The organism is Bacillus sp. OxB-1 (assembly GCF_000829195.1).
Taxonomy (GTDB): domain Bacteria; phylum Bacillota; class Bacilli; order Bacillales_A; family Planococcaceae; genus Sporosarcina.
Map to the genome: position 1 here is coordinate 218,756 of NZ_AP013294.1, position 19,701 is coordinate 238,456.

The 19,701-nt window shown below is 50.2% G+C and carries 13 protein-coding genes, 18 tRNA genes and 3 rRNA genes; 5 read left to right on the top strand and 29 right to left on the bottom strand.

The features are described from left to right. Window positions 1-9 precede the first annotated feature (9 nt). On the bottom strand, window positions 10-1,143 hold the full coding sequence (gene queG / locus OXB_RS01220) for a tRNA epoxyqueuosine(34) reductase QueG (protein ID WP_052483815.1): 1,134 nt from the start codon (window positions 1,141-1,143) through the stop codon (window positions 10-12). 57 nt (window positions 1,144-1,200) lie between these two features. Here queG and OXB_RS01225 point away from each other — a divergent pair, with 57 nt between their 5' ends. Together OXB_RS01225 and OXB_RS01230 are read left to right on the top strand one after the other, a co-directional pair. Further along, window positions 1,201-1,896: a B3/B4 domain-containing protein gene (locus tag OXB_RS01225; RefSeq protein ID WP_442852881.1), complete on the top strand. Its 696-nt coding sequence runs from the start codon at window positions 1,201-1,203 to the stop codon at window positions 1,894-1,896. Window positions 1,897-1,915: 19 nt separating this feature from the next. After that, the gene (locus OXB_RS01230; RefSeq protein WP_041071192.1) at window positions 1,916-2,431 is read left to right on the top strand and encodes a hypothetical protein; all 516 of its coding nucleotides are present in this window, start codon (window positions 1,916-1,918) and stop codon (window positions 2,429-2,431) included. Between the two features lie 208 nt (window positions 2,432-2,639). Here the strand turns inward: OXB_RS01230 and OXB_RS01235 are convergent, their stop codons facing one another. The 24 genes from OXB_RS01235 to OXB_RS01350 form a co-directional block, all read right to left on the bottom strand. Beyond that, window positions 2,640-3,527: a hypothetical protein gene (locus OXB_RS01235; protein WP_041071195.1), complete on the bottom strand. Its 888-nt coding sequence runs from the start codon at window positions 3,525-3,527 to the stop codon at window positions 2,640-2,642. Beyond that, window positions 3,502-4,026 carry an RNA polymerase sigma factor gene (locus OXB_RS01240; protein WP_041071198.1) on the bottom strand — a complete coding sequence of 175 codons (525 nt, stop codon included), beginning with the start codon at window positions 4,024-4,026 and terminating at the stop codon, window positions 3,502-3,504. Before OXB_RS01240 ends, OXB_RS01235 begins: the two co-directional genes overlap by 26 nt. Window positions 4,027-4,314: 288 nt before the next feature. Further along, window positions 4,315-4,395: transfer RNA gene (locus tag OXB_RS01245), tRNA-Leu, on the bottom strand. Window positions 4,396-4,423: 28 nt separating this feature from the next. Continuing rightward, a tRNA-Cys gene (locus tag OXB_RS01250) sits at window positions 4,424-4,497 on the bottom strand. A 10-nt stretch (window positions 4,498-4,507) separates the two neighbouring features. After that, window positions 4,508-4,582, bottom strand: a tRNA-Gly gene (locus OXB_RS01255). Window positions 4,583-4,587: 5 nt separating this feature from the next. Then, window positions 4,588-4,659: transfer RNA gene (locus OXB_RS01260), tRNA-Gln, on the bottom strand. A 7-nt stretch (window positions 4,660-4,666) separates the two neighbouring features. Next, window positions 4,667-4,742: transfer RNA gene (locus tag OXB_RS01265), tRNA-His, on the bottom strand. 30 nt (window positions 4,743-4,772) lie between these two features. Further along, window positions 4,773-4,848 (bottom strand) — tRNA-His (locus OXB_RS01270). A 31-nt stretch (window positions 4,849-4,879) separates the two neighbouring features. After that, window positions 4,880-4,953 (bottom strand) — tRNA-Trp (locus OXB_RS01275). Between the two features lie 6 nt (window positions 4,954-4,959). Next, window positions 4,960-5,044: transfer RNA gene (locus tag OXB_RS01280), tRNA-Tyr, on the bottom strand. A gap of 7 nt (window positions 5,045-5,051) precedes the next feature. Next, window positions 5,052-5,127, bottom strand: a tRNA-Thr gene (locus tag OXB_RS01285). 12 nt (window positions 5,128-5,139) lie between these two features. Beyond that, a tRNA-Phe gene (locus OXB_RS01290) sits at window positions 5,140-5,215 on the bottom strand. A 66-nt stretch (window positions 5,216-5,281) separates the two neighbouring features. Next, a tRNA-Asp gene (locus OXB_RS01295) sits at window positions 5,282-5,357 on the bottom strand. A 3-nt stretch (window positions 5,358-5,360) separates the two neighbouring features. Continuing rightward, a tRNA-Met gene (locus OXB_RS01300) sits at window positions 5,361-5,435 on the bottom strand. A gap of 248 nt (window positions 5,436-5,683) precedes the next feature. Next, window positions 5,684-5,759 (bottom strand) — tRNA-Val (locus OXB_RS01305). Window positions 5,760-5,926: 167 nt separating this feature from the next. Beyond that, window positions 5,927-6,001 (bottom strand) — tRNA-Glu (locus tag OXB_RS01310). A 23-nt stretch (window positions 6,002-6,024) separates the two neighbouring features. Further along, a tRNA-Ser gene (locus OXB_RS01315) sits at window positions 6,025-6,115 on the bottom strand. A 3-nt stretch (window positions 6,116-6,118) separates the two neighbouring features. Further along, window positions 6,119-6,193: transfer RNA gene (locus tag OXB_RS01320), tRNA-Asn, on the bottom strand. Between the two features lie 41 nt (window positions 6,194-6,234). Further along, window positions 6,235-6,350, bottom strand: a 5S ribosomal RNA gene (gene rrf, locus OXB_RS01325). 258 nt (window positions 6,351-6,608) lie between these two features. Continuing rightward, window positions 6,609-9,541 (bottom strand): 23S ribosomal RNA (locus OXB_RS01330). Window positions 9,542-9,777: 236 nt separating this feature from the next. Then, window positions 9,778-9,853: transfer RNA gene (locus OXB_RS01335), tRNA-Ala, on the bottom strand. A 12-nt stretch (window positions 9,854-9,865) separates the two neighbouring features. Then, a tRNA-Ile gene (locus OXB_RS01340) sits at window positions 9,866-9,942 on the bottom strand. Window positions 9,943-10,042: 100 nt separating this feature from the next. After that, a 16S ribosomal RNA gene (locus OXB_RS01345) occupies window positions 10,043-11,594 on the bottom strand. The 16S, 23S and 5S rRNA genes sit together here with 18 tRNA genes alongside, the layout of an rRNA operon. A 797-nt stretch (window positions 11,595-12,391) precedes the next feature. Next, complete coding sequence (locus tag OXB_RS01350; RefSeq protein ID WP_041071201.1) at window positions 12,392-13,273, bottom strand: nucleotidyltransferase-like protein; 882 nt, start codon at window positions 13,271-13,273, stop codon at window positions 12,392-12,394. Between the two features lie 129 nt (window positions 13,274-13,402). On the opposite strand from OXB_RS01350, the gene OXB_RS01355 reads away from it, so the two are divergent. Then, entirely contained in the window at window positions 13,403-13,768 is a 366-nt protein-coding gene (locus OXB_RS01355) for a YgzB family protein (RefSeq protein ID WP_041071204.1), read from the top strand. Window positions 13,769-13,803: 35 nt separating this feature from the next. Here OXB_RS01355 and perR read toward each other — a convergent pair whose 3' ends face one another. From perR to bcp, 3 genes are all read right to left on the bottom strand, one after another. Beyond that, window positions 13,804-14,247, bottom strand: coding sequence for a peroxide-responsive transcriptional repressor PerR (gene perR, locus OXB_RS01360; RefSeq protein WP_041071206.1), 444 nt, complete (start codon window positions 14,245-14,247; stop codon window positions 13,804-13,806). A gap of 224 nt (window positions 14,248-14,471) precedes the next feature. Then, window positions 14,472-15,410, bottom strand: coding sequence for a D-2-hydroxyacid dehydrogenase (locus tag OXB_RS01365; RefSeq protein ID WP_041071209.1), 939 nt, complete (start codon window positions 15,408-15,410; stop codon window positions 14,472-14,474). Window positions 15,411-15,431: 21 nt separating this feature from the next. Further along, window positions 15,432-15,908 (bottom strand): thioredoxin-dependent thiol peroxidase, encoded by a 477-nt coding sequence (gene bcp / locus OXB_RS01370; protein WP_041071212.1) that lies wholly within the window; start codon window positions 15,906-15,908, stop codon window positions 15,432-15,434. A 126-nt stretch (window positions 15,909-16,034) separates the two neighbouring features. Here bcp and OXB_RS01375 point away from each other — a divergent pair, with 126 nt between their 5' ends. Together OXB_RS01375 and OXB_RS01380 are read left to right on the top strand one after the other, a co-directional pair. Beyond that, the gene (locus tag OXB_RS01375; RefSeq protein ID WP_041071215.1) at window positions 16,035-17,339 is read left to right on the top strand and encodes a glutamate-1-semialdehyde 2,1-aminomutase; all 1,305 of its coding nucleotides are present in this window, start codon (window positions 16,035-16,037) and stop codon (window positions 17,337-17,339) included. A gap of 99 nt (window positions 17,340-17,438) precedes the next feature. After that, window positions 17,439-18,521, top strand: coding sequence for an FUSC family protein (locus OXB_RS01380; RefSeq protein ID WP_041071218.1), 1,083 nt, complete (start codon window positions 17,439-17,441; stop codon window positions 18,519-18,521). Between the two features lie 264 nt (window positions 18,522-18,785). Here the strand turns inward: OXB_RS01380 and nikC are convergent, their stop codons facing one another. Beyond that, window positions 18,786-19,685: a nickel transporter permease gene (gene nikC, locus OXB_RS01385; RefSeq protein ID WP_052483816.1), complete on the bottom strand. Its 900-nt coding sequence runs from the start codon at window positions 19,683-19,685 to the stop codon at window positions 18,786-18,788. Window positions 19,686-19,701 lie beyond the last annotated feature (16 nt).

Consider the following 19,701-nt stretch of genomic DNA (forward strand, 5'->3'; position numbering starts at 1 on the left):
ACACTTCCTCTAGTTAAGCTGTTTCTCGATTGCCGTCTCCAATTCTTCCCGGACGGCGTCGTCTTGTTCCAGCAGCAATGCCTCTTCCATCGCGGAATTGCCGGTTTCCGTCCTGATTTCTCCGAGCGCCCACGCCGCGGTGCCCCGAATGACGGGACGCGGATCCTCTTTCAGCAAGTTGATCAGAGCAGGAACGGCCTCTTCCTCTTTAAAATGCGCCAATGCGATGATGGCATTCCGTTGGATCGGATTCTTCCCTCGCCACGAACCTGAGACATGGCCAAAACGGTCTTTGAACTGCCGGTTCGATAATTGCAGCAATGGTTCCAGCAACGGCTTGGCCAGTTCCGGCTCCGGTTGGAAAGCAGGCTGATGCAAATTATATTTCCTTCTATTCTTCGGGCAGACCGTTTGGCACGTATCACATCCATACAGGCGGTTCCCGATTTCCACACGAAATTCTTCGGGAATCGCTGTTTTCGTCTGCGTCAGGAACGCGATACAGCGCTGTGCATTCAGTTGGCCACCTTGGATCAAGGCGCCGGTCGGGCACGCATCCAGGCACAGTGTACAATCGCCGCATTCATCCTCCATCGGGACATCGGGCTCAAATGGTATGTTCGTGATCATTTCGCCTAAGTACACATAGGAACCGAACTCTGGCGTAATGATGGAACAGTTTTTACCCGACCAACCGATCCCCGCGCGCTCCGCTACTGCACGGTCTACGAGTTCTCCCGTATCGACCATCGAACGCAACTGTGCAGTCGGCGCGTATTCCTTTATATATTGCTCCAGAAGCTGCAATTTCTCCCGAAGCACTGTATGATAGTCCATTCCCCAGGATGCACGGCAAAAGAGCCCGCGCCGTTCCCCTTTTTTCCCTTTCGGGGCATCCTGCATTTTGGATGGATAGGCGATTGCAATGGAAATGATACTCTCCGCCTCATCCAGAAGCAACGCCGGTTCTGTCCGCTTATCCAAGTCTTTCTCCTCGAAACCGGACTGATAGCCTAATTCCTGTTGCCGCCTTAACCGGTTTTTCATTTCCCGGAATGGGGCTGCTGTCGTAAAACCGATTTTGTCGATGCCGATGGAAGCCGCATACGTCCGGATCGCTTCTTGCAGCTGAACAGCATTCACCCACTGTCGCCTCCTTTATGCTAAGATTACTATAAAACCAAGACAAGGGTGATGTCATTGATAGTTGAAATGGAACAGAAACTGCTGACCGACATGCCCGATTTGAAAATGGGCATTAATTATTATACCAAAATTACAGTGGAAGAATCGCCTCAAATGCTAAAAGGAAGACTGCAACTTTTCCAAGAACAACTTTTCTTTGAAATGGAAGACAAGCCACTTGCCGACTACGTCGGAATCAAAGAATGGCGCAGTGTCTGGAAATCACTAGGAGCAGATCCAAACCGGTATCGCCCTTCCGTCGAAGCCCTGATGCGCCGCGTGAAAAAACAAAATTATATCCAACCGTTCCACAGTGCAGTCGATTTGAATAACTTCTTCTCCTTGCAATATGAAATTCCCGTAGGCATCTATGATTTTGAGAAGACGATCGGCAATATTCGCGTATCTGTCGGATCTGAAGAGGATGGCTATGAAGGATTGAACGGACGTTTCAACTCCCTGTCCGGCATTTTATTGCTGCAAGATGATTATAGCCCGTTCGGAAGCCCTTTTGTGGATTCAATTCGAACGGCAGTTACGCAAGAGACGACCTCTGCCCTGCAAGTATTCTTCATCCGGCCTTCCATGGATGCAGAAGAGGCGCTCGACCTGACCACCGCCTGCGCCAATATGTTCACCAGCATTAGCGGAGGAGACTCACAATCATTCGTTTTACATGCAGATGAGCACGTCATTACCATTGAGCCATAGGCTGCTGGAGGAGAAGGAAATGGGAAAGATTACATTGGCGGAAGCCGTAAAATTGAAGAGCATTCTCAAAAAGAAGATTCATGAATTGGAAATGGAAATGCGGCGGGTCGCTTTTACTACGGTAGAAAAAGGGAAAGCACCTGTCACAGGGCCCCGTACTTTACCATTGGTCGAAGCTGAATTGGAGCAAGTCCGTTTAGATAGCCGCGTGCTCGATCGTCTCATGTACCGTGCGAATATCGACCATTCAATTGAATTCCAAGGACAGCAACTGGCGATTGTCGAAGCGATTGAACTAGCGACCCAACTCCGGGCAAAGGCCGGCTTTTTTAAAGAGCTGGCCTCGGCTGATAAAGAGGAAATCCAATTCGGTTACGGGGAAAATACAACTTTCTACCGCATCGCCTTGTTTGATCCGGAAGAGTACAGACTAAAAGCAATACAGGCCGAAAAAGACGCGCACCAATTATCCAATCGCATCAACGCGAAAAACTATGCGATTGAACTGGATTTCGACGACGCGGCCTATTTCTGAACCTTGGCAAGGTGAGAGTCCTTGCCAAGGCATAGGGCACGGGATCTACAGTCCACTTTAATGGAGAACAACCAATGACCTGTACCCATTTAAATTGTGACCCATTCCCGATATCCGACTACAGGCAACGCAACCATTACCTGACAAGCAATTTAGTATCGGTCCCCCCTATGGAAAACGCTCCTCCGCTTCGGCGGAAGGAGCGTTTTCAATTTTGAAAAGTACCTGTTTTCTCACCGTCGATTACTAGGAACCATTCCCCTTTTTCCGGGAAGCTCAAAGTGCCATGATAGAATAGCAGTTTTTTCGCTGTAGGTGCATGAACGGCCTCCCCATCCCGCTGAAATATTTGAGTGGAAACAAGCTCACCTTTCGAAGTTCTCACTTCAACGGAAATCTCCCCTTTTCCATCGTTATGCTTTTCAATGAACACTTCTGTTTCCACGCCCGGTTTCATTTCCATCGGGGAATCCGTCAATGTATAGGTCTCCGTTTGAGGAAAAGGTGGCAGGACATCGACGGTGAACTCCTCAAACAGCTCTGTGCCTACATAGAAGGACACTTGCCAATCTCCCTCTTTCGGGAAAGGTGCGAATGTCGTCAACGCATGGGCATCCTCTTCGGATAAGGGCTTGCTCAGGAATCCTTCGGATAAAGTAATACGCTCTCCCTGTGCATTGGTAGCTTCTACTTTGAACGGTTCATCCGCCAAAGCCGGTGTGCCCCAGAAAAAGAGCATCAATTTGGCGACCCGGCGCTGGTCCTCTGCCACAAAATGGGCCGGGCCGAGAATGCCTACCTTGCCTTCCACTCCAATCAGCTCATATGGAGGAGCGGAGAATACGTTTCCGTAGTCTGCCAATTGATGTTGCTGTCCCACATTCCAATGAAGCGGATTTCCGCTTTGTGATAGAAATAACATCAAAAGGATTACTGCAATTCCAATGGAAGACAGCAGTGGAGCAATCCGCTTTTTTCGGTTCTGTTCTTCCTCAGATCCAGCCAGGTGTCGTAGGATGGCTTTCTTTTTTTCTTCTGGTAATGAATGTTGCGGAAGGCTTGTGAGCTGATTACGTAATTCCTTTATCTCGTCCATTGGCAGTTTCCTCCTCTTCCAATACTTGTTTTAGCTTCTTTAGTGCCCGATGATACATAACATTCACTGCATTATCCGTGCTGTTCAAAATGGTGGCAGCCTCTTTCGAAGACAGCTCCAAGATCCCTCGGAGAATGACCAATTCCCGAGGCTTCGGGGAAAGGCGACGAATAGCCCGATAAAGCTCCTCTGTAGCCTGGCTGCGGATCAGCTGCCCTTCCACCTCGTCCATCCCCCTTTGCTCAGCACCCAGCAATTGAGCAAGCCGTGACCAACGCTGCCGCCTGCGATACGTATCCAGCACCTGATTGCGCGCAATGGAAATCAGCCATGTCTTCGGATGAGCATCCCCTTTAAAGGTAGACAACTTTTTCAGGGCAATCATGAAAGTATCCTGGACCAGATCTTCCACATCCATCCGTCCGGTAAAATAAATCAAAAAACTGGTGACATCTCTCTCATATTCATGAAACCAGTCCTCAATTGAATGCCGAGTCACATCGTGTTCCCTCCCTTTATCCATTAGACGTTCCAGATAGATAAATCTTACAAAAGTTTTTATTCAATGGGGACTTTTTATCCTTGTAAGGAAATGGGTAATATTCATACGGAGAAGCGCTTCAGATGGGTTCAAGCGGGGGAGTAAAGCAGTGGGCAGAGAAGGGTGACTAGACCGCACTCTAAAACAGTTTGAAGAGCATTGGCGAGCAGGAGCATTTCTCAAACCTGTTTCCTCCAGCAAATAAATAAAAAACGATACAACCGAAGTTGTATCGTTTTTCGTGGATACCCGAGGCCGGACTTGAACCGGCACGCCTCGCGGCATCGCATTTTGAGTGCGACGTGTCTGCCATTCCACCACTCGGGCATAATATAAAGTTACGAAGCATAAAATATGGAGGCGGCAACCGGAATCGAACCGGTGGTAAGGGTGTTGCAGACCCGTGCCTTACCGCTTGGCTATGCCGCCGTAGAAAAAGTGGAGCGGAAGACGGGATTCGAACCCGCGACCCCGACCTTGGCAAGGTCGTATTCTACCACTGAACTACTTCCGCAACTACTGGGGTAGCTGGATTCGAACCAACGAATGACGGAGTCAAAGTCCGTTGCCTTACCGCTTGGCTATACCCCAAAATTAATGGGGCGACTGAAGGGAATCGAACCCTCGAATGTCGGAACCACAATCCGATGCGTTAACCACTTCGCCACAATCGCCACTATAATATAACGTGTTCACAACATGGATGGGGCGGCTGAAGGGAATCGAACCCTCGAATGTCGGAACCACAATCCGATGCGTTAACCACTTCGCCACAACCGCCATAAGGTTGGCTAGAAATAGCTAGAATAAATGGCAGGGGCAGTAGGAATCGAACCCACACCAAAGGTTTTGGAGACCTCTATTCTACCGTTAAACTATGCCCCTGTAAAATGGTGGTGGGGGACGGATTCGAACCGCCGAACCCGGAGGGAGCGGATTTACAGTCCGCCGCGTTTAGCCACTTCGCTACCCCACCTAGGGTATGGTGCCGGCGAAAGGACTTGAACCCTCAACCTACTGATTACAAGTCAGTTGCTCTACCAATTGAGCTACACCGGCACGGTGATTAAATGGTGGCTCAGGACGGAATCGAACCGCCGACACAAGGATTTTCAGTCCTTTGCTCTACCGACTGAGCTACTGAGCCACATAATATTTATTAGATTTGAATCGGTATTGAATATTCCGTCCAAACCTATGTATAAAAAATAAATGGCGGTCCCGACCGGGATCGAACCGGCGATCTCCTGCGTGACAGGCAGGCATGTTAACCGCTACACCACGGGACCATTTGGTTGCGGGGGCAGGATTTGAACCTGCGACCTTCGGGTTATGAGCCCGACGAGCTACCACTGCTCCACCCCGCGACAATAATATTCAAAAGCATTATGACTTCCACGCATTTTGCATAAGGGACACCTTACGCTTCGCTGTCGGCGTTAATCGCATTCTTCGTAATGCGATTTGCTCCACCCCGCGACAATAATATTCAAAAGCATTATGACTTCCACGCATTTTGCATAAGGGACACCTTACGCTTCGCTATCGGCGTTAATCGCATTCTTCGTAATGCGATTTGCTCCACCCCGCGACAATAATATTCATCAGTCTTATATGGTGGAGGATGACGGGTTCGAACCGCCGACCCCCTGCTTGTAAGGCAGGTGCTCTCCCAGCTGAGCTAATCCTCCGGTTTAAAGCGTGATAAGCTGCGCATCTCTTTTTCAGCCGCTTTCGCTCAATCAGTTACGTACTAAGGTACGCTCCTTCTTTTTCTCAATTGCTTCCTCGACCTGCTTGCTTCTCCCGCTTTAAGCAGGGTTCGCAATTAGCTATAAAAGTTTATTGAGAATTAAAATGGTGACCCCTACGGGATTCGAACCCGTGTTACCGCCGTGAAAGGGCGGTGTCTTAACCGCTTGACCAAGGGGCCATATTCAATAAAGGTATAAAAACTGGCGGAGAGCAAGGGATTTGAACCCTTGATACGCGGTTAGCGTATACACGATTTCCAATCGTGCTCCTTCGGCCACTCGGACAGCTCTCCAATTGGCTCCGCAGGTAGGATTCGAACCTACGACCGATCGGTTAACAGCCGATTGCTCTACCACTGAGCTACTGCGGAATAATAACTTTACTAATACTCAGTAGTCATTTGGAATGACAGCCCAGCGACGTCCTACTCTCACAGGGGGAAGCCCCCGACTACCATCGGCGCTGAAGAGCTTAACTTCCGTGTTCGGTATGGGAACGGGTGTGACCTCTTCGCCATCGACACTGGACTATTTTCCACAAGACAAGACTTATTGTACTAAAGTCTAACGAGTATTTCAAGCGTTTTTCAAAATTAATTAATTTTGTTCGCTCAAAACCGGATAAAACCAACATTGTCTGCCACAAGCCATGCAACCTTTGTATTGTCCAGCCTCGGCGGCCAGACTCTCGGGTCATAAGCCATTCCGGCTATGCGGCATAAAGCGCCGCTTCGCCAGCCTGTCTTATGCCTGTCAAGTCCAGGCAGGCCGCCTCGGCATTTCATATAGGTCAAGTCCTCGATCGATTAGTATCCGTCAGCTCCATGCGTCGCCGCACTTCCACCCCGGACCTATCCACCTCATCTTCTTTGAGGGATCTTACTTACGAATGTAAAGGGAAATCTCATCTCGAGGGGGGCTTCATGCTTAGATGCTTTCAGCATTTATCCCGTCCACACATAGCTACCCAGCGATGCCTTTGGCAAGACAACTGGTACACCAGCGGTGTGTCCATCCCGGTCCTCTCGTACTAAGGACAGCTCCTCTCAAATTTCCTGCGCCCGCGACGGATAGGGACCGAACTGTCTCACGACGTTCTGAACCCAGCTCGCGTACCGCTTTAATGGGCGAACAGCCCAACCCTTGGGACCGACTACAGCCCCAGGATGCGATGAGCCGACATCGAGGTGCCAAACCTCCCCGTCGATGTGGACTCTTGGGGGAGATAAGCCTGTTATCCCCGGGGTAGCTTTTATCCGTTGAGCGATGGCCCTTCCATGCGGAACCACCGGATCACTAAGCCCGTCTTTCGACCCTGCTCGACTTGTAGGTCTCGCAGTCAAGCTCCCTTATGCCTTTGCACTCTGCGAATGATGTCCAACCATTCTGAGGGAACCTTTGGGCGCCTCCGTTACACTTTAGGAGGCGACCGCCCCAGTCAAACTGCCCGCCTGACACTGTCTCCTGCCCGGATCACGGGCATGGGTTAGAAGTCCAATACAGCCAGGGTAGTATCCCACCAATGCCTCCACCGAAGCTGGCGCTCCGGCTTCCAAGGCTCCTACCTATCCTGTACAGGCTGCACCGGAATTCAATATCAGGTTACAGTAAAGCTCCACGGGGTCTTTCCGTCCTGTCGCGGGTAATGCGCATCTTCACGCATATTATAATTTCACCGAGTCTCTCGTTGAGACAGTGCCCAGATCGTTACGCCTTTCGTGCGGGTCGGAACTTACCCGACAAGGAATTTCGCTACCTTAGGACCGTTATAGTTACGGCCGCCGTTTACTGGGGCTTCAATTCGAAGCTTCGCTTGCGCTGACCCCTCCTCTTAACCTGCCAGCACCGGGCAGGCGTCAGCCCCTATACGTCACCTTACGGTTTTGCAGAGACCTGTGTTTTTGCTAAACAGTCGCCTGGGCCTATTCACTGCGGCTCTCTCGGGCTATTCACCCTACCAGAGCACCCCTTCTCCCGAAGTTACGGGGTCATTTTGCCGAGTTCCTTAACGAGAGTTCTCTCGATCACCTTAGGATTCTCTCCTCGCCTACCTGTGTCGGTTTGCGGTACGGGCACCTCCCGCCTCGCTAGAGGCTTTTCTTGGCAGTGTGAAATCAGGGACTCCGGGGAACAATTCCCCTCGCGGTCACAGCTCAATGTTACAGGAACGGGATTTGCCTCGTTCCACACCTCACTGCTTCGACGCGCATGACCAACAGCGCGCTCACCCTATCCTACTGCGTCCCCCCATTGCTGATAGCGGCGGGGAGGTGGTACAGGAATATCAACCTGTTGTCCATCGTCTACGCCTTTCGGCCTCGACTTAGGTCCCGACTGACCCTGAGCGGACGAGCCTTCCTCAGGAAACCTTAGGCATTCGGTGGAAGGGATTCTCACCCTTCTTTCGCTACTCATACCGGCATTCTCACTTCCAAGCGCTCCACCAGTCCTTCCGGTCTGGCTTCGACGCCCTTGGAACGCTCTCCTACCACTGACACCAACGGTGTCAATCCACAGTTTCGGTGATCCGTTTAGCCCCGGTACATTTTCGGCGCAGCGCCACTCGACCAGTGAGCTATTACGCACTCTTTAAATGGTGGCTGCTTCTAAGCCAACATCCTGGTTGTCTGGGCAACGCCACATCCTTTTCCACTTAACGGATACTTGGGGACCTTAACTGGTGGTCTGGGCTGTTTCCCTCTCGACTACGGATCTTATCACCCGCAGTCTGACTCCCAAACCTAAATCATCGGCATTCGGAGTTTGTCTGAATTCGGTAACCCGGGATGGGCCCCTAGTCCAAACAGTGCTCTACCTCCGAGATTCGTTGTTTGAGGCTAGCCCTAAAGCTATTTCGGAGAGAACCAGCTATCTCCAGGTTCGATTGGAATTTCACCGCTACCCACACCTCATCCCCGCACTTTTCAACGTACGTGGGTTCGGGCCTCCAGTAAGTGTTACCTTACCTTCACCCTGGACATGGGTAGATCACCTGGTTTCGGGTCTACGACCCCATACTCATTCGCCCTGTTCAGACTCGCTTTCGCTGCGGCTCCGCCTTCTCGGCTTAACCTTGCATGGAATCGTAACTCGCCGGTTCATTCTACAAAAGGCACGCCATCACCCCTTAACGGGCTCTGACAACTTGTAGGCACACGGTTTCAGGATCTCTTTCACTCCCCTTCCGGGGTGCTTTTCACCTTTCCCTCACGGTACTGGTTCACTATCGGTCACTAGGGAGTATTTAGCCTTGGGAGATGGTCCTCCCGGATTCCGACGGAATTTCACGTGTTCCGCCGTACTCAGGATCCACTCTGGAGGGGATGGACTTTCGGCTACGGGGCTATTACCCGCTGCGGCGGACCTTTCCAGGTCGCTTCGCCTAACCCATCCCTTTGTAACTCCGTATAGAGTGTCCTACAACCCCAGGAAGCAAGCTTCCTGGTTTGGGCTCTTCCCGTTTCGCTCGCCGCTACTCAGGGAATCGAATTTTCTTTCTCTTCCTCCGGATACTTAGATGTTTCAGTTCTCCGGGTCTGCCTCATGTACGCTATGTATTCACGTACATGTACTGCCCCATTACGGGCAGTGGGTTTCCCCATTCGGAAATCTCCGGATCAATGCTTACTTACAGCTCCCCGGAGCATATCGGTGTTAGTGCCGTCCTTCATAGGCTCCTAGTGCCAAGGCATCCGCCGTGCGCCCTTTCTAACTTGACCAAAATTGGTCGATCGTTCCGCCATAGCGATATGGCTTCCGGATCGTTACAAAGTGTTGCATGTTCAATCACTAGTGTGATCGACTCGGTTGATTACTTGTGTTATTGCTTTCAATGTCGTTTTATCCAGTTTTCAAAGAACAAGACAGCTGCCTGAATCACTTCATGATTCACTTCGCTGATTTTGCTTCATGCAGTCTTGCGACGAAAGCGCAGCGGCAGGAGCAAAGTTTTAATTGGTGGAGCCTAGCGGGATCGAACCGCTGACCTCCTGCGTGCAAGGCAGGCGCTCTCCCAGCTGAGCTAAGGCCCCAGAAGTATATGATGGTGGGCCTAAGTGGACTCGAACCACCGACCTCACGCTTATCAGGCGTGCGCTCTAACCAGCTGAGCTATAGGCCCCTTCCAGGATTATTATGAAGTTCCATTATATGAACCTTCAAAACTGAACGCAAAACGTCAACGTATGAACCCAAGGTTCATATTCCGTAAATATCCTTAGAAAGGAGGTGATCCAGCCGCACCTTCCGATACGGCTACCTTGTTACGACTTCACCCCAATCATCTGTCCCACCTTCGGCGGCTGGCTCCCGTAAGGGTTACCCCACCGACTTCGGGTGTTACAAACTCTCGTGGTGTGACGGGCGGTGTGTACAAGACCCGGGAACGTATTCACCGTGGCATGCTGATCCACGATTACTAGCGATTCCGGCTTCATGCAGGCGAGTTGCAGCCTGCAATCCGAACTGGGAACGGTTTTATGGGATTGGCTCCCCCTCGCGGGTTCGCAGCCCTCTGTACCGTCCATTGTAGCACGTGTGTAGCCCAGGTCATAAGGGGCATGATGATTTGACGTCATCCCCACCTTCCTCCGGTTTGTCACCGGCAGTCACCTTAGAGTGCCCAACTGAATGCTGGCAACTAAGATCAAGGGTTGCGCTCGTTGCGGGACTTAACCCAACATCTCACGACACGAGCTGACGACAACCATGCACCACCTGTCACCGCTGTCCCCGAAGGGAAAGGCATGTCTCCATGCCGGGCAGCGGGATGTCAAGACCTGGTAAGGTTCTTCGCGTTGCTTCGAATTAAACCACATGCTCCACCGCTTGTGCGGGTCCCCGTCAATTCCTTTGAGTTTCAGTCTTGCGACCGTACTCCCCAGGCGGAGTGCTTAATGCGTTAGCTGCAGCACTAAGGGGCGGAAACCCCCTAACACTTAGCACTCATCGTTTACGGCGTGGACTACCAGGGTATCTAATCCTGTTTGCTCCCCACGCTTTCGCGCCTCAGCGTCAGTTACAGACCAGAAAGCCGCCTTCGCCACTGGTGTTCCTCCACATCTCTACGCATTTCACCGCTACACGTGGAATTCCGCTTTCCTCTTCTGTACTCAAGTCCTCCAGTTTCCAATGACCCTCCACGGTTGAGCCGTGGGCTTTCACATCAGACTTAAAGGACCGCCTGCGCGCGCTTTACGCCCAATAATTCCGGACAACGCTTGCCACCTACGTATTACCGCGGCTGCTGGCACGTAGTTAGCCGTGGCTTTCTGATAAGGTACCGTCAAGGTACGGGCAGTGACTCCCGTACGTGTTCTTCCCTTACAACAGAGCTTTACGATCCGAAAACCTTCTTCGCTCACGCGGCGTTGCTCCATCAGACTTCCGTCCATTGTGGAAGATTCCCTACTGCTGCCTCCCGTAGGAGTCTGGGCCGTGTCTCAGTCCCAGTGTGGCCGATCACCCTCTCAGGTCGGCTACGCATCGTCGCCTTGGTAGGCCGTTACCCCACCAACTAGCTAATGCGCCGCGGGCCCATCCTGCAGTGACAGCCGAAACCGTCTTTCAGAGTTCCTCCATGCGGAGGAACTGATTATTCGGTATTAGCCCCGGTTTCCCGGAGTTATCCCCATCTGCAGGGCAGGTTGCCCACGTGTTACTCCCCCGTCCGCCGCTAACTTCAGGGAGCAAGCTCCCATCCGTCCGCTCGACTTGCATGTATTAGGCACGCCGCCAGCGTTCGTCCTGAGCCAGGATCAAACTCTCCATAATCCTGGTGACCGATGCGCAGCGGATTGCGTTGTCGGCTTCATTCGCTCAGTCGGTCACGTACCGTAGTACGCTCCCTCCTTCGCTCAATCGCCTCCTAGCACACTCCACCACACCTCGGCCACCAGATCTGGCTAGTCGATACGCAGCGCATTGCGTTGTCAGCCGCGCTCGTTCAGTCGGTCACGTACTGATGTACGCTCCCTCCTTCACTCGCTTGCTTCCTAGCACTGCACTACGTCTCAACCGCCAGTTAGAGAAACTTGAATAGCTCGAGTTTCTTGCTGGCATCATTTAAGATGTCAATTTTGAATCCGAAGATTCGTTTTGTCCGTTTCACCGACGGGGTCGGCTTCCGGACTTTATTTGTTGACGTTTTGCTGTTCAGTTTTCAAGGTTCATTTCGCCGCCTTCAAAAGCGACTTCTCTAATTTAACATCGTTGCCGTTCAGAGTCAAGAAGTTTTTCGAAAAAGTTTTTTCGGTTTGCTTCTCGTTTTCTCTCCCAAGCGACGTTTACTATACTAACATGCTAACTCAAATAATGTCAACATGATTTCTAAAATAAATTCAAAAAATGATTTCAACAACTAAAGAGCGGGACCGCTTAGCTTACGACAAGATACACAGCTCGAAAACTGTGCCGTAAACACGTCTATTTTTTGATAGCGATCCCCAAGCCTAAATTATATAAGTTCCTATGCAACAAGAAATCCTCCACTCTCTAAAGCGGAGGATTACATGTAGTAATGATTCGTTCAGCAATTTTACCAACCGCACTGAAGCAACCGGCTCTTTCCTCTATTGTTCCAGCCTCTCCCGGTTCACACTATATTCCCTGTGGAAGATGAAATCATTTTTCGAATCCGTTTCGATTACATGGATCAATCCTTTATCGATCAAGAATTCGATAAACACTTCCAGATTGATGGAGTACATTTCAAGTTCTTCATTCTCATGGAGTTCTTGAATCGTCCACCGCTGCTTCGTCGCCATGACGCTCCGGATGTGACGAGATCCATCCATTGTACGGTTATGGATGAAAAACTCGCTGGCCAAGAATAGAAGCTCCAGCCGTTTTTCCAAAGGCTCTTCACTCATGATCAATTCTTCATATAGCTTGTAAATCGATGGATCAATCTTTTTCACCTGGGACCATACCGTGACCTCGGGGAATGAACCTTCCTCGACCACAGCCAATCTGGCGAGGTGATGAAGGGATTGAACAACATGGTGGTAGGCGTCCAGGTGATTTCCTTGTTCGAAATATGTTTTGCCTTCCATATAGCCTCTAACTAATTTTGAAAGCTCCAGTCCCATTTTGATATGCCGTCCATAGGAAGGGTAGGAGTGCAAAGCAGTCTTCAACTGTTCTACGTATTCGTTCCGGTCGAAATAGACTTTTCCGTAAAACAGCCAATCGACCACTTTCCGTTTGGATCCGACCAAAACCCATTTCTGGAGTTGTTTTTCACTGATGACGTGCATGGCGGCTTTCTCCTGTCCGTCTGTGTAATGTTTTGTGTAAATCGGGATGTCTTCATTTGCAGTAATGATAAGAAGTATTGCGTCAAATGTATCGGTAACCGGATCTCCGGGCATCCGCTTCTCCACAAGGATGACTCCTAGCGTATCCGGGGAACTTGCCCGTTCCTGATAGATTGACCTTAGCACCTGTTCCACTACCACACCTCCTTGCCGTTAATGTTTCGACGGTTCTCTTAAAAAATCCTCTATGTGAGAATGATAAATCACGGAGCGATCGAATTTTATGCTATAGTAATTGAGGATAGATGTAAGGAGGAAGGCTAGTTGAAACCTTATAAAAATAAGATAAACCGGATACGGTCGTTTGCCTTATCGTTAATATTCATCGGCGTTGTCATTATGTACATTGGAATCTTCTTTAGAAGCAATGAAATTATCATGTTGCTCTTCATGGTCCTGGGAATGCTTGCCATCATCGGAAGCACAATTGTCTATGCTTGGATCGGCATGCTGTCCACTCGGGCGGTGCAGATCACTTGCCCGAATTGCGGCAGACAGACCAAAATGTTAGGCCGCGTCGATATGTGCGGGCATTGCCGCGAGCCGCTCACTTTGGATCCTTCACTCGAAGGGAAAGAGTTCGACGAAGCGTATAACCGTCCAGCGAAAAAAGATGAAAGTGCAAAATAAAAGAAGCGTCCTCCCATAAAGGGTTGGACGCTTCTTTATTGGACAGTCCCACTGCCCTCCGCACACGACGGGCAAGTACCATAGACTTCCAGACGATGCGTATTCACTTTAAAACCGGTCACATGGGAAGCGAAATGCTCCACCTCTTCCAGACCCGGATGATGAAAATCCACAATTCTCCCGCAATGTTCACAAATAATATGATAGTGATCATGTGTCACAAAATCGAACCGACTGGATGAATCTCCATACGTAAGCTCTTTGACAAGTCCCGAATTGCGGAATACCCGGAGGTTATTATAAACGGTAGCTACGCTCATACTAGGAAAATCTCGTTCTAGCGCTTTATATATTTCATCCGCGGTCGGGTGCGCATCGGAAGAAATCAGATATTCTAAAATCGCATGTCTTTGTGGAGTAATTCTCACGCCGGTCGTTTTTAATGTGTCCAGCGCGTCTTGCAAAAGCACTTCAGACATGGCCAAACACCCCAATCCAGAAAGATTATTTCTTTATAATGATTATCATTAGTTTACTTAAGAAGTGGGGTATCTGTCAACTGAAGTGCTTATTATTCAGCGAGAGTTCAAACTCCCGCTGAATAAAGAGCCTCCGGCGGATGTCACGGATTTTTAAGGGGAGCTTTTCGAGCAAGCTCGAAAAAATCCGGACGCAATCACGCCGAGGCGTGATTGACTAAATGTCAATATCCCTTGAGCGGATCCGTGATATTGAGCAATTTCCGATCGCCTTGCAGCCATTTTTCCAGATTAGCTTCGAATATTTCAAGGGACCGTTCCACATACTTCCCCGAAAAGCTGGACGCATGCGGGGAAATGAAGCAATTCGGAAGAGTCCATAACTCGCTATCTTCCGGCAAGGGCTCCGTCTCAAACACATCGAGGACGGCCTGGCCAATCTCCCCCGACTTCAAAGCCTCGATCAAATCGGCTTCGTCAAGCAAATCCCCGCGCCCAAAATTCATGAATACCGCTGTTTCTTTCATTTCCCGGAAATGTTCTTTCGTCAGCAGGCCGCGTGTCTCCGGAGTGCTCGGTAAAATGGAGATGATAAAATCGGCTTCTCCCAGCCGTTCCGATAATCGATCGAAAACGACGGTCTCCTCCATCCACTCGCTTTCCTTTCCGGATCGGTTACAGCCGATGGTCCGCACACCGAACGCCTGAAGCAAGCGCCCGATTTCGCCTCCGATGGTGCCAGGTCCGAGTATCAAGGCGGTAGATCCTCTCAACTCACGTGAGTGGACTCTTTTATTCCACTCTTTCTTTTTCTGTCGGTCGTACATGAGGAACAAAGATCTGCGAACTGCCAGCATGTACGCGAGCACCGACTCCGCCATCGGGATTTTGTGGATCCCTTTTGCGTTCGTCATCAGCAGGCCGCGCCCCGCAATATAGGCTAGCGGCAATTTCTCAATTCCTGCGGAGGCCACCATCAGCCACTCAAGGGACTTGGCCTTTTCCAATATCGGGATCGTAACATCGCTGCCATATGTAACGATGATTTCCGCCTGGGCGATGGCCTCATCCGACTGCTCAAAATGAAAGTCGACATGCGGAAAACGATGTAATAGATTCTCTTTCTGATGATCTTTGATTGGAAACATAAATACAACATTCATCTAATAAACCCCCTGGACCACTTATGAATTGACCAACTGTTCCAGCGTCGCCAACGCGTCTTCAATATGCCCCTTCACTTTCACCTTGCGCCACTCTTTCACAACCGTCCCAGTCGGGTCAATCAAGAAAGTGGAGCGCTCGATCCCCATGAACTCCTTGCCGAACATTTTCTTCATTTTCCAGACTCCGTACTGTTCAGCCACTTCATGGTCTGCATCCACGAGTAAGGAAAACGGAAGTCCGTGCTTGCCGATGAATTTCTGATGGGACGCCTCATTGTCAGGGCTCACCCCAAGAATGACCGCATTCAATTCACCGAACTGCTCATGGGCATCCCGGAAATCACAAGCTTGCGTCGTACAGCCAGGCGTCGAATCTTTCGGATAGAAATAAAGGATGACATATTTTTCGCCTGCAAAGTCTTTCAATGAAACCGTCTCGCCTTTTTCGTTAGGCAACGAGAAAACAGGTGCCTGCATTCCTTCTAATGTCGTCATGAAGCATTCCTCCATTATCATCATTGTACTTACAATCGTACCGGACAACCGCGTCACTTTCAATTCTTTGGCGTATTGTCCTGTTTTTGTTTACAATAAAGGTCGAAATGAATGGAGGCAGTTGAAATGAATCGAACAATTTCAGAACAGGTCTATGCGGAAGCATGTGAACATATCGTAGGCGGGGTGAACAGTCCTTCCCGCAGTTATCGGGCAGTTGGAGGAGATGCCCCGACCGTCATGGAACGGGCGGAGGGCGCCTATTTCTGGGACGTCGACGGCAATAAATACATTGATTATCTGGCGGCATATGGACCGATCATCACAGGCCACGCCCACCCGCATATTACGGAAGCGATCACGAGAGCGGCGCAAACGGGCATCTTATACGGGACTCCGACAGCCCATGAAGTGAAATTCGCAAAAATGTTGAAGGAAGCGATGCCCGGCATGGATAAAGTGCGCTTCGTCAATTCAGGGACGGAGGCGGTCATGACGACGATCCGCGTGGCCCGCGCTTATACGGGACGGACGAAGATCATGAAGTTTGCGGGTTGCTACCATGGCCATTCCGACCTTGTCTTAGTTGCGGCAGGATCCGGACCAGCCACGCTTGGGACGCCCGATTCCGCCGGGGTCCCCTCCTCGATTGCCGAGGAAGTGATCACAATCCCGTTCAACGATCCAGCAGCTTATCGGGACGCGATGGAGAAATGGGGAGACGAGATTGCATGCGTCCTTGTCGAGCCGATCGTAGGCAACTTCGGGATTGTCGAGCCGAATGAAGGCTTCCTTCCATTGGTCCATGAACTGGCGGCCGATCATGGCGCATTGATCGTTTACGACGAAGTCATCACGGCATTCCGCTTCCATTATGGAGGAGCCCAGGATATGCTCGGCTTGACGCCGGATTTGACGGCGCTCGGAAAAATCATCGGGGGCGGTCTCCCAATCGGGGCATATGGCGGCAAAAAAGAGATCATGGAGCAAGTTGCTCCGCTCGGCCCCGCTTACCAAGCCGGGACGATGGCAGGAAATCCAGCCTCGATCCAAGCGGGCATTGCTTGCTTGGAAGTATTGCAGGAACCTGGAGTATATGAAGAAATGGACCGCCTAGGAGCTTTACTGGAAGACGGAATTTTGGAATCCGCCCGCAAGCACGGGATTTCGCTGACAACGAACCGATTGGGCGGCGCGCTTACTTTATACTTCACCGATGTGAAAGTGGAGAACTACGAACAAGCTGAAGCGACAGATGGAGAAGTATTCGGGAAGTTCTTCAAATTGATGTTGAAAAACGGGATTAATCTCGCTCCATCCAAATACGAAGCATGGTTCTTGACGACAGCCCATACGGAGCAGGATATCCAGGACACTTTACTGGCAGTCGACCGTTCGTTCAGCGAGTTAAGCCGCCTATTGACCGATTGACCATTCCGCAGGAACACGGTAAAGTAACAGAAAATAGGAATTTACTATCCATATGAAAGTACGGTTGGGAATGAAACCTTTTGAGAAAGGAATAATTGCATGAAACTAGGTGCCCGCATCTTCAAAACGGGTGTTGCCATCGTGTTCGCTCTGTTTATAGCGGAAACACTTCATTTATCCCACCCTGTTTTTGCCGGGATTGCGGCGATTTTCGCCATTCAACCATCAATATATCGCTCGTATTTGACCATTGTTGAACAGATACAAGGAAATATCATCGGAGCAACCGTCGCCATCCTGTTCGTCCTGATATTCGGCCATCAGCTGCTCATCATCGGGCTCGCCGCGATGATCATTATCTTAATCATGCTGAAGCTAGGGCTTGAAAAAAACATCTCGTTGGCGCTCGTTATGATGATTGCCATTATGGAGATACAAGGTGATGAATTCTTAATGTTTGCCATGCAACGATTCATCACCATCATCATCGGGGTACTTGCGGCATTCATCGTCAACTTGGTATTCATGCCTCCCAAATATGAGACGAAACTTTTCCAGTCGATCCATCAGACACAGGACGAAATCATCCGATGGACCCGTTTGGTGGGAAGGCAAGTTTCCGAACATATTGCGACAAAGAAATCGCTCAATAAGTTAAAAGAACGCCTGACACAGGTCGATCAGTTTTATTTATTGTTCAAAGAAGAGCGAAGCTATTTTAAAAAGAACACTAGGGAAAAAGGCAGGAAATTGGTCATCTACCGGCAGATGCTTGCCACATCCCGAAGCAGCTATGATGTGCTGAAACGGTTGCATCAGTTCGAAAATGAACTGATCAATCTGCCCGAGCACTTCAGAATGATGATCCAAGAACGGCTGGATGCACTTCTCACGTACCACGAGCAGCTGCACTTGAAATTTGTCGGCAAACTGAAGTCCGACCGCACAAGTGTCGTGCCAAATGAGGAATACATCCAACGTCATGAAGTCATGGAAATCTTCGCAAAGGAGATTGCCATCACGCGGGAGGAAGAAGAATTCTCGGCATATCATCTTCTTCATATCCTATCGGCAATCTTGAATTACGAAGAACAGCTGGAACATCTCGACAAGCTGATCGTGTCGTATCAGAAGCATCATCACAAGGAGTCTGAAATCAAGTGGGATGAAGAAGTGTATTGAGTTCGAAAATGCTGTTGGCGAAATAGATGCCAACAGCATTTTTTAGTACTGGGCAGGACAGTACGAGGGATTGCCGTGACAGTTGATGCTGGAGCCATGACAGTCCGCACTTTTGCCATGACAGTTCCGCCGCCCCATTACAGTTACCGCCAGGGCCATGACAGTTTTCCGATTTGCCATGACAATCCGCCCGCCCCCCGTAAATCCAAAACAAAAAGCAGAGGCAGGATTTCTATCATCCCCTCTGCTCTTCTATATCCTATCCTAATTCTTCATCCGCGGATCGAGTGCGTCTCGCAATCCATCTCCCATCAAGTTGAACCCGAGAACGGTCAGCATGATCGCCAATCCCGGGAATACCATCGTCCACGGAGCCGTTTGCAAATAGTTTTTCGAATCGGCCAACATTTTCCCCCACTCCGGGGCCGGTGCCTGTGCTCCGAGACCCAGAAATCCGAGTGACGCAGCTTCCAGGATAGCTGTCGCGATCGCCAATGTCCCTTGGACGATGACAGGTGCCATGGAGTTCGGCAGGATATGGGAAAACAGGATTCGCGCGTCCCTCATCCCGATGCCTTTCGCTGCGGTAATATATTCATCCTCTTTAATGCTCAACACTTTGGACCGGATCAATCGCCCGAAGTTCGGCACATTGATGGCCGCTATGGCAATCAAAGCATTTTGCAAATTCGGTCCAAGAACTGCAACAATGGCAATCGCCAGTAAAATGGAAGGGAAGGCTAACATGATATCGAAAAACCTGGAAATGATCGTATCCACCCAGCGGCCATAATAGCCGGCGATGATTCCTAACGCGCTTCCAACCACAACCGACCCGACTACTGAGAAAAATCCAATCCACAATGAAATCCGTGCGCCATGAATGATGCGGGACAAAATATCCCTTCCCAAATCATCCGTCCCCAGCCAGTACTCGGACGAAGGGGGAAGGAGGCGGTCAGCTGCAAGCTGGTCATTAATTCCCTCTTTCGCTAAAAGCGGCCCGAACAGGGCAACCAGTATGAAAAAGATGACAATGCCGGCTCCAACGACAGCCACTTTACTTTTTTTAAAACCGTTCCACGCTTCGCTCCACGGTCCGGCAGATTTGCCGCTAATTTTTGCTTCCGCAATTCCGTCCACTTTTGGAGTCAACTCGGTCATAGACACTCCCCCCTTT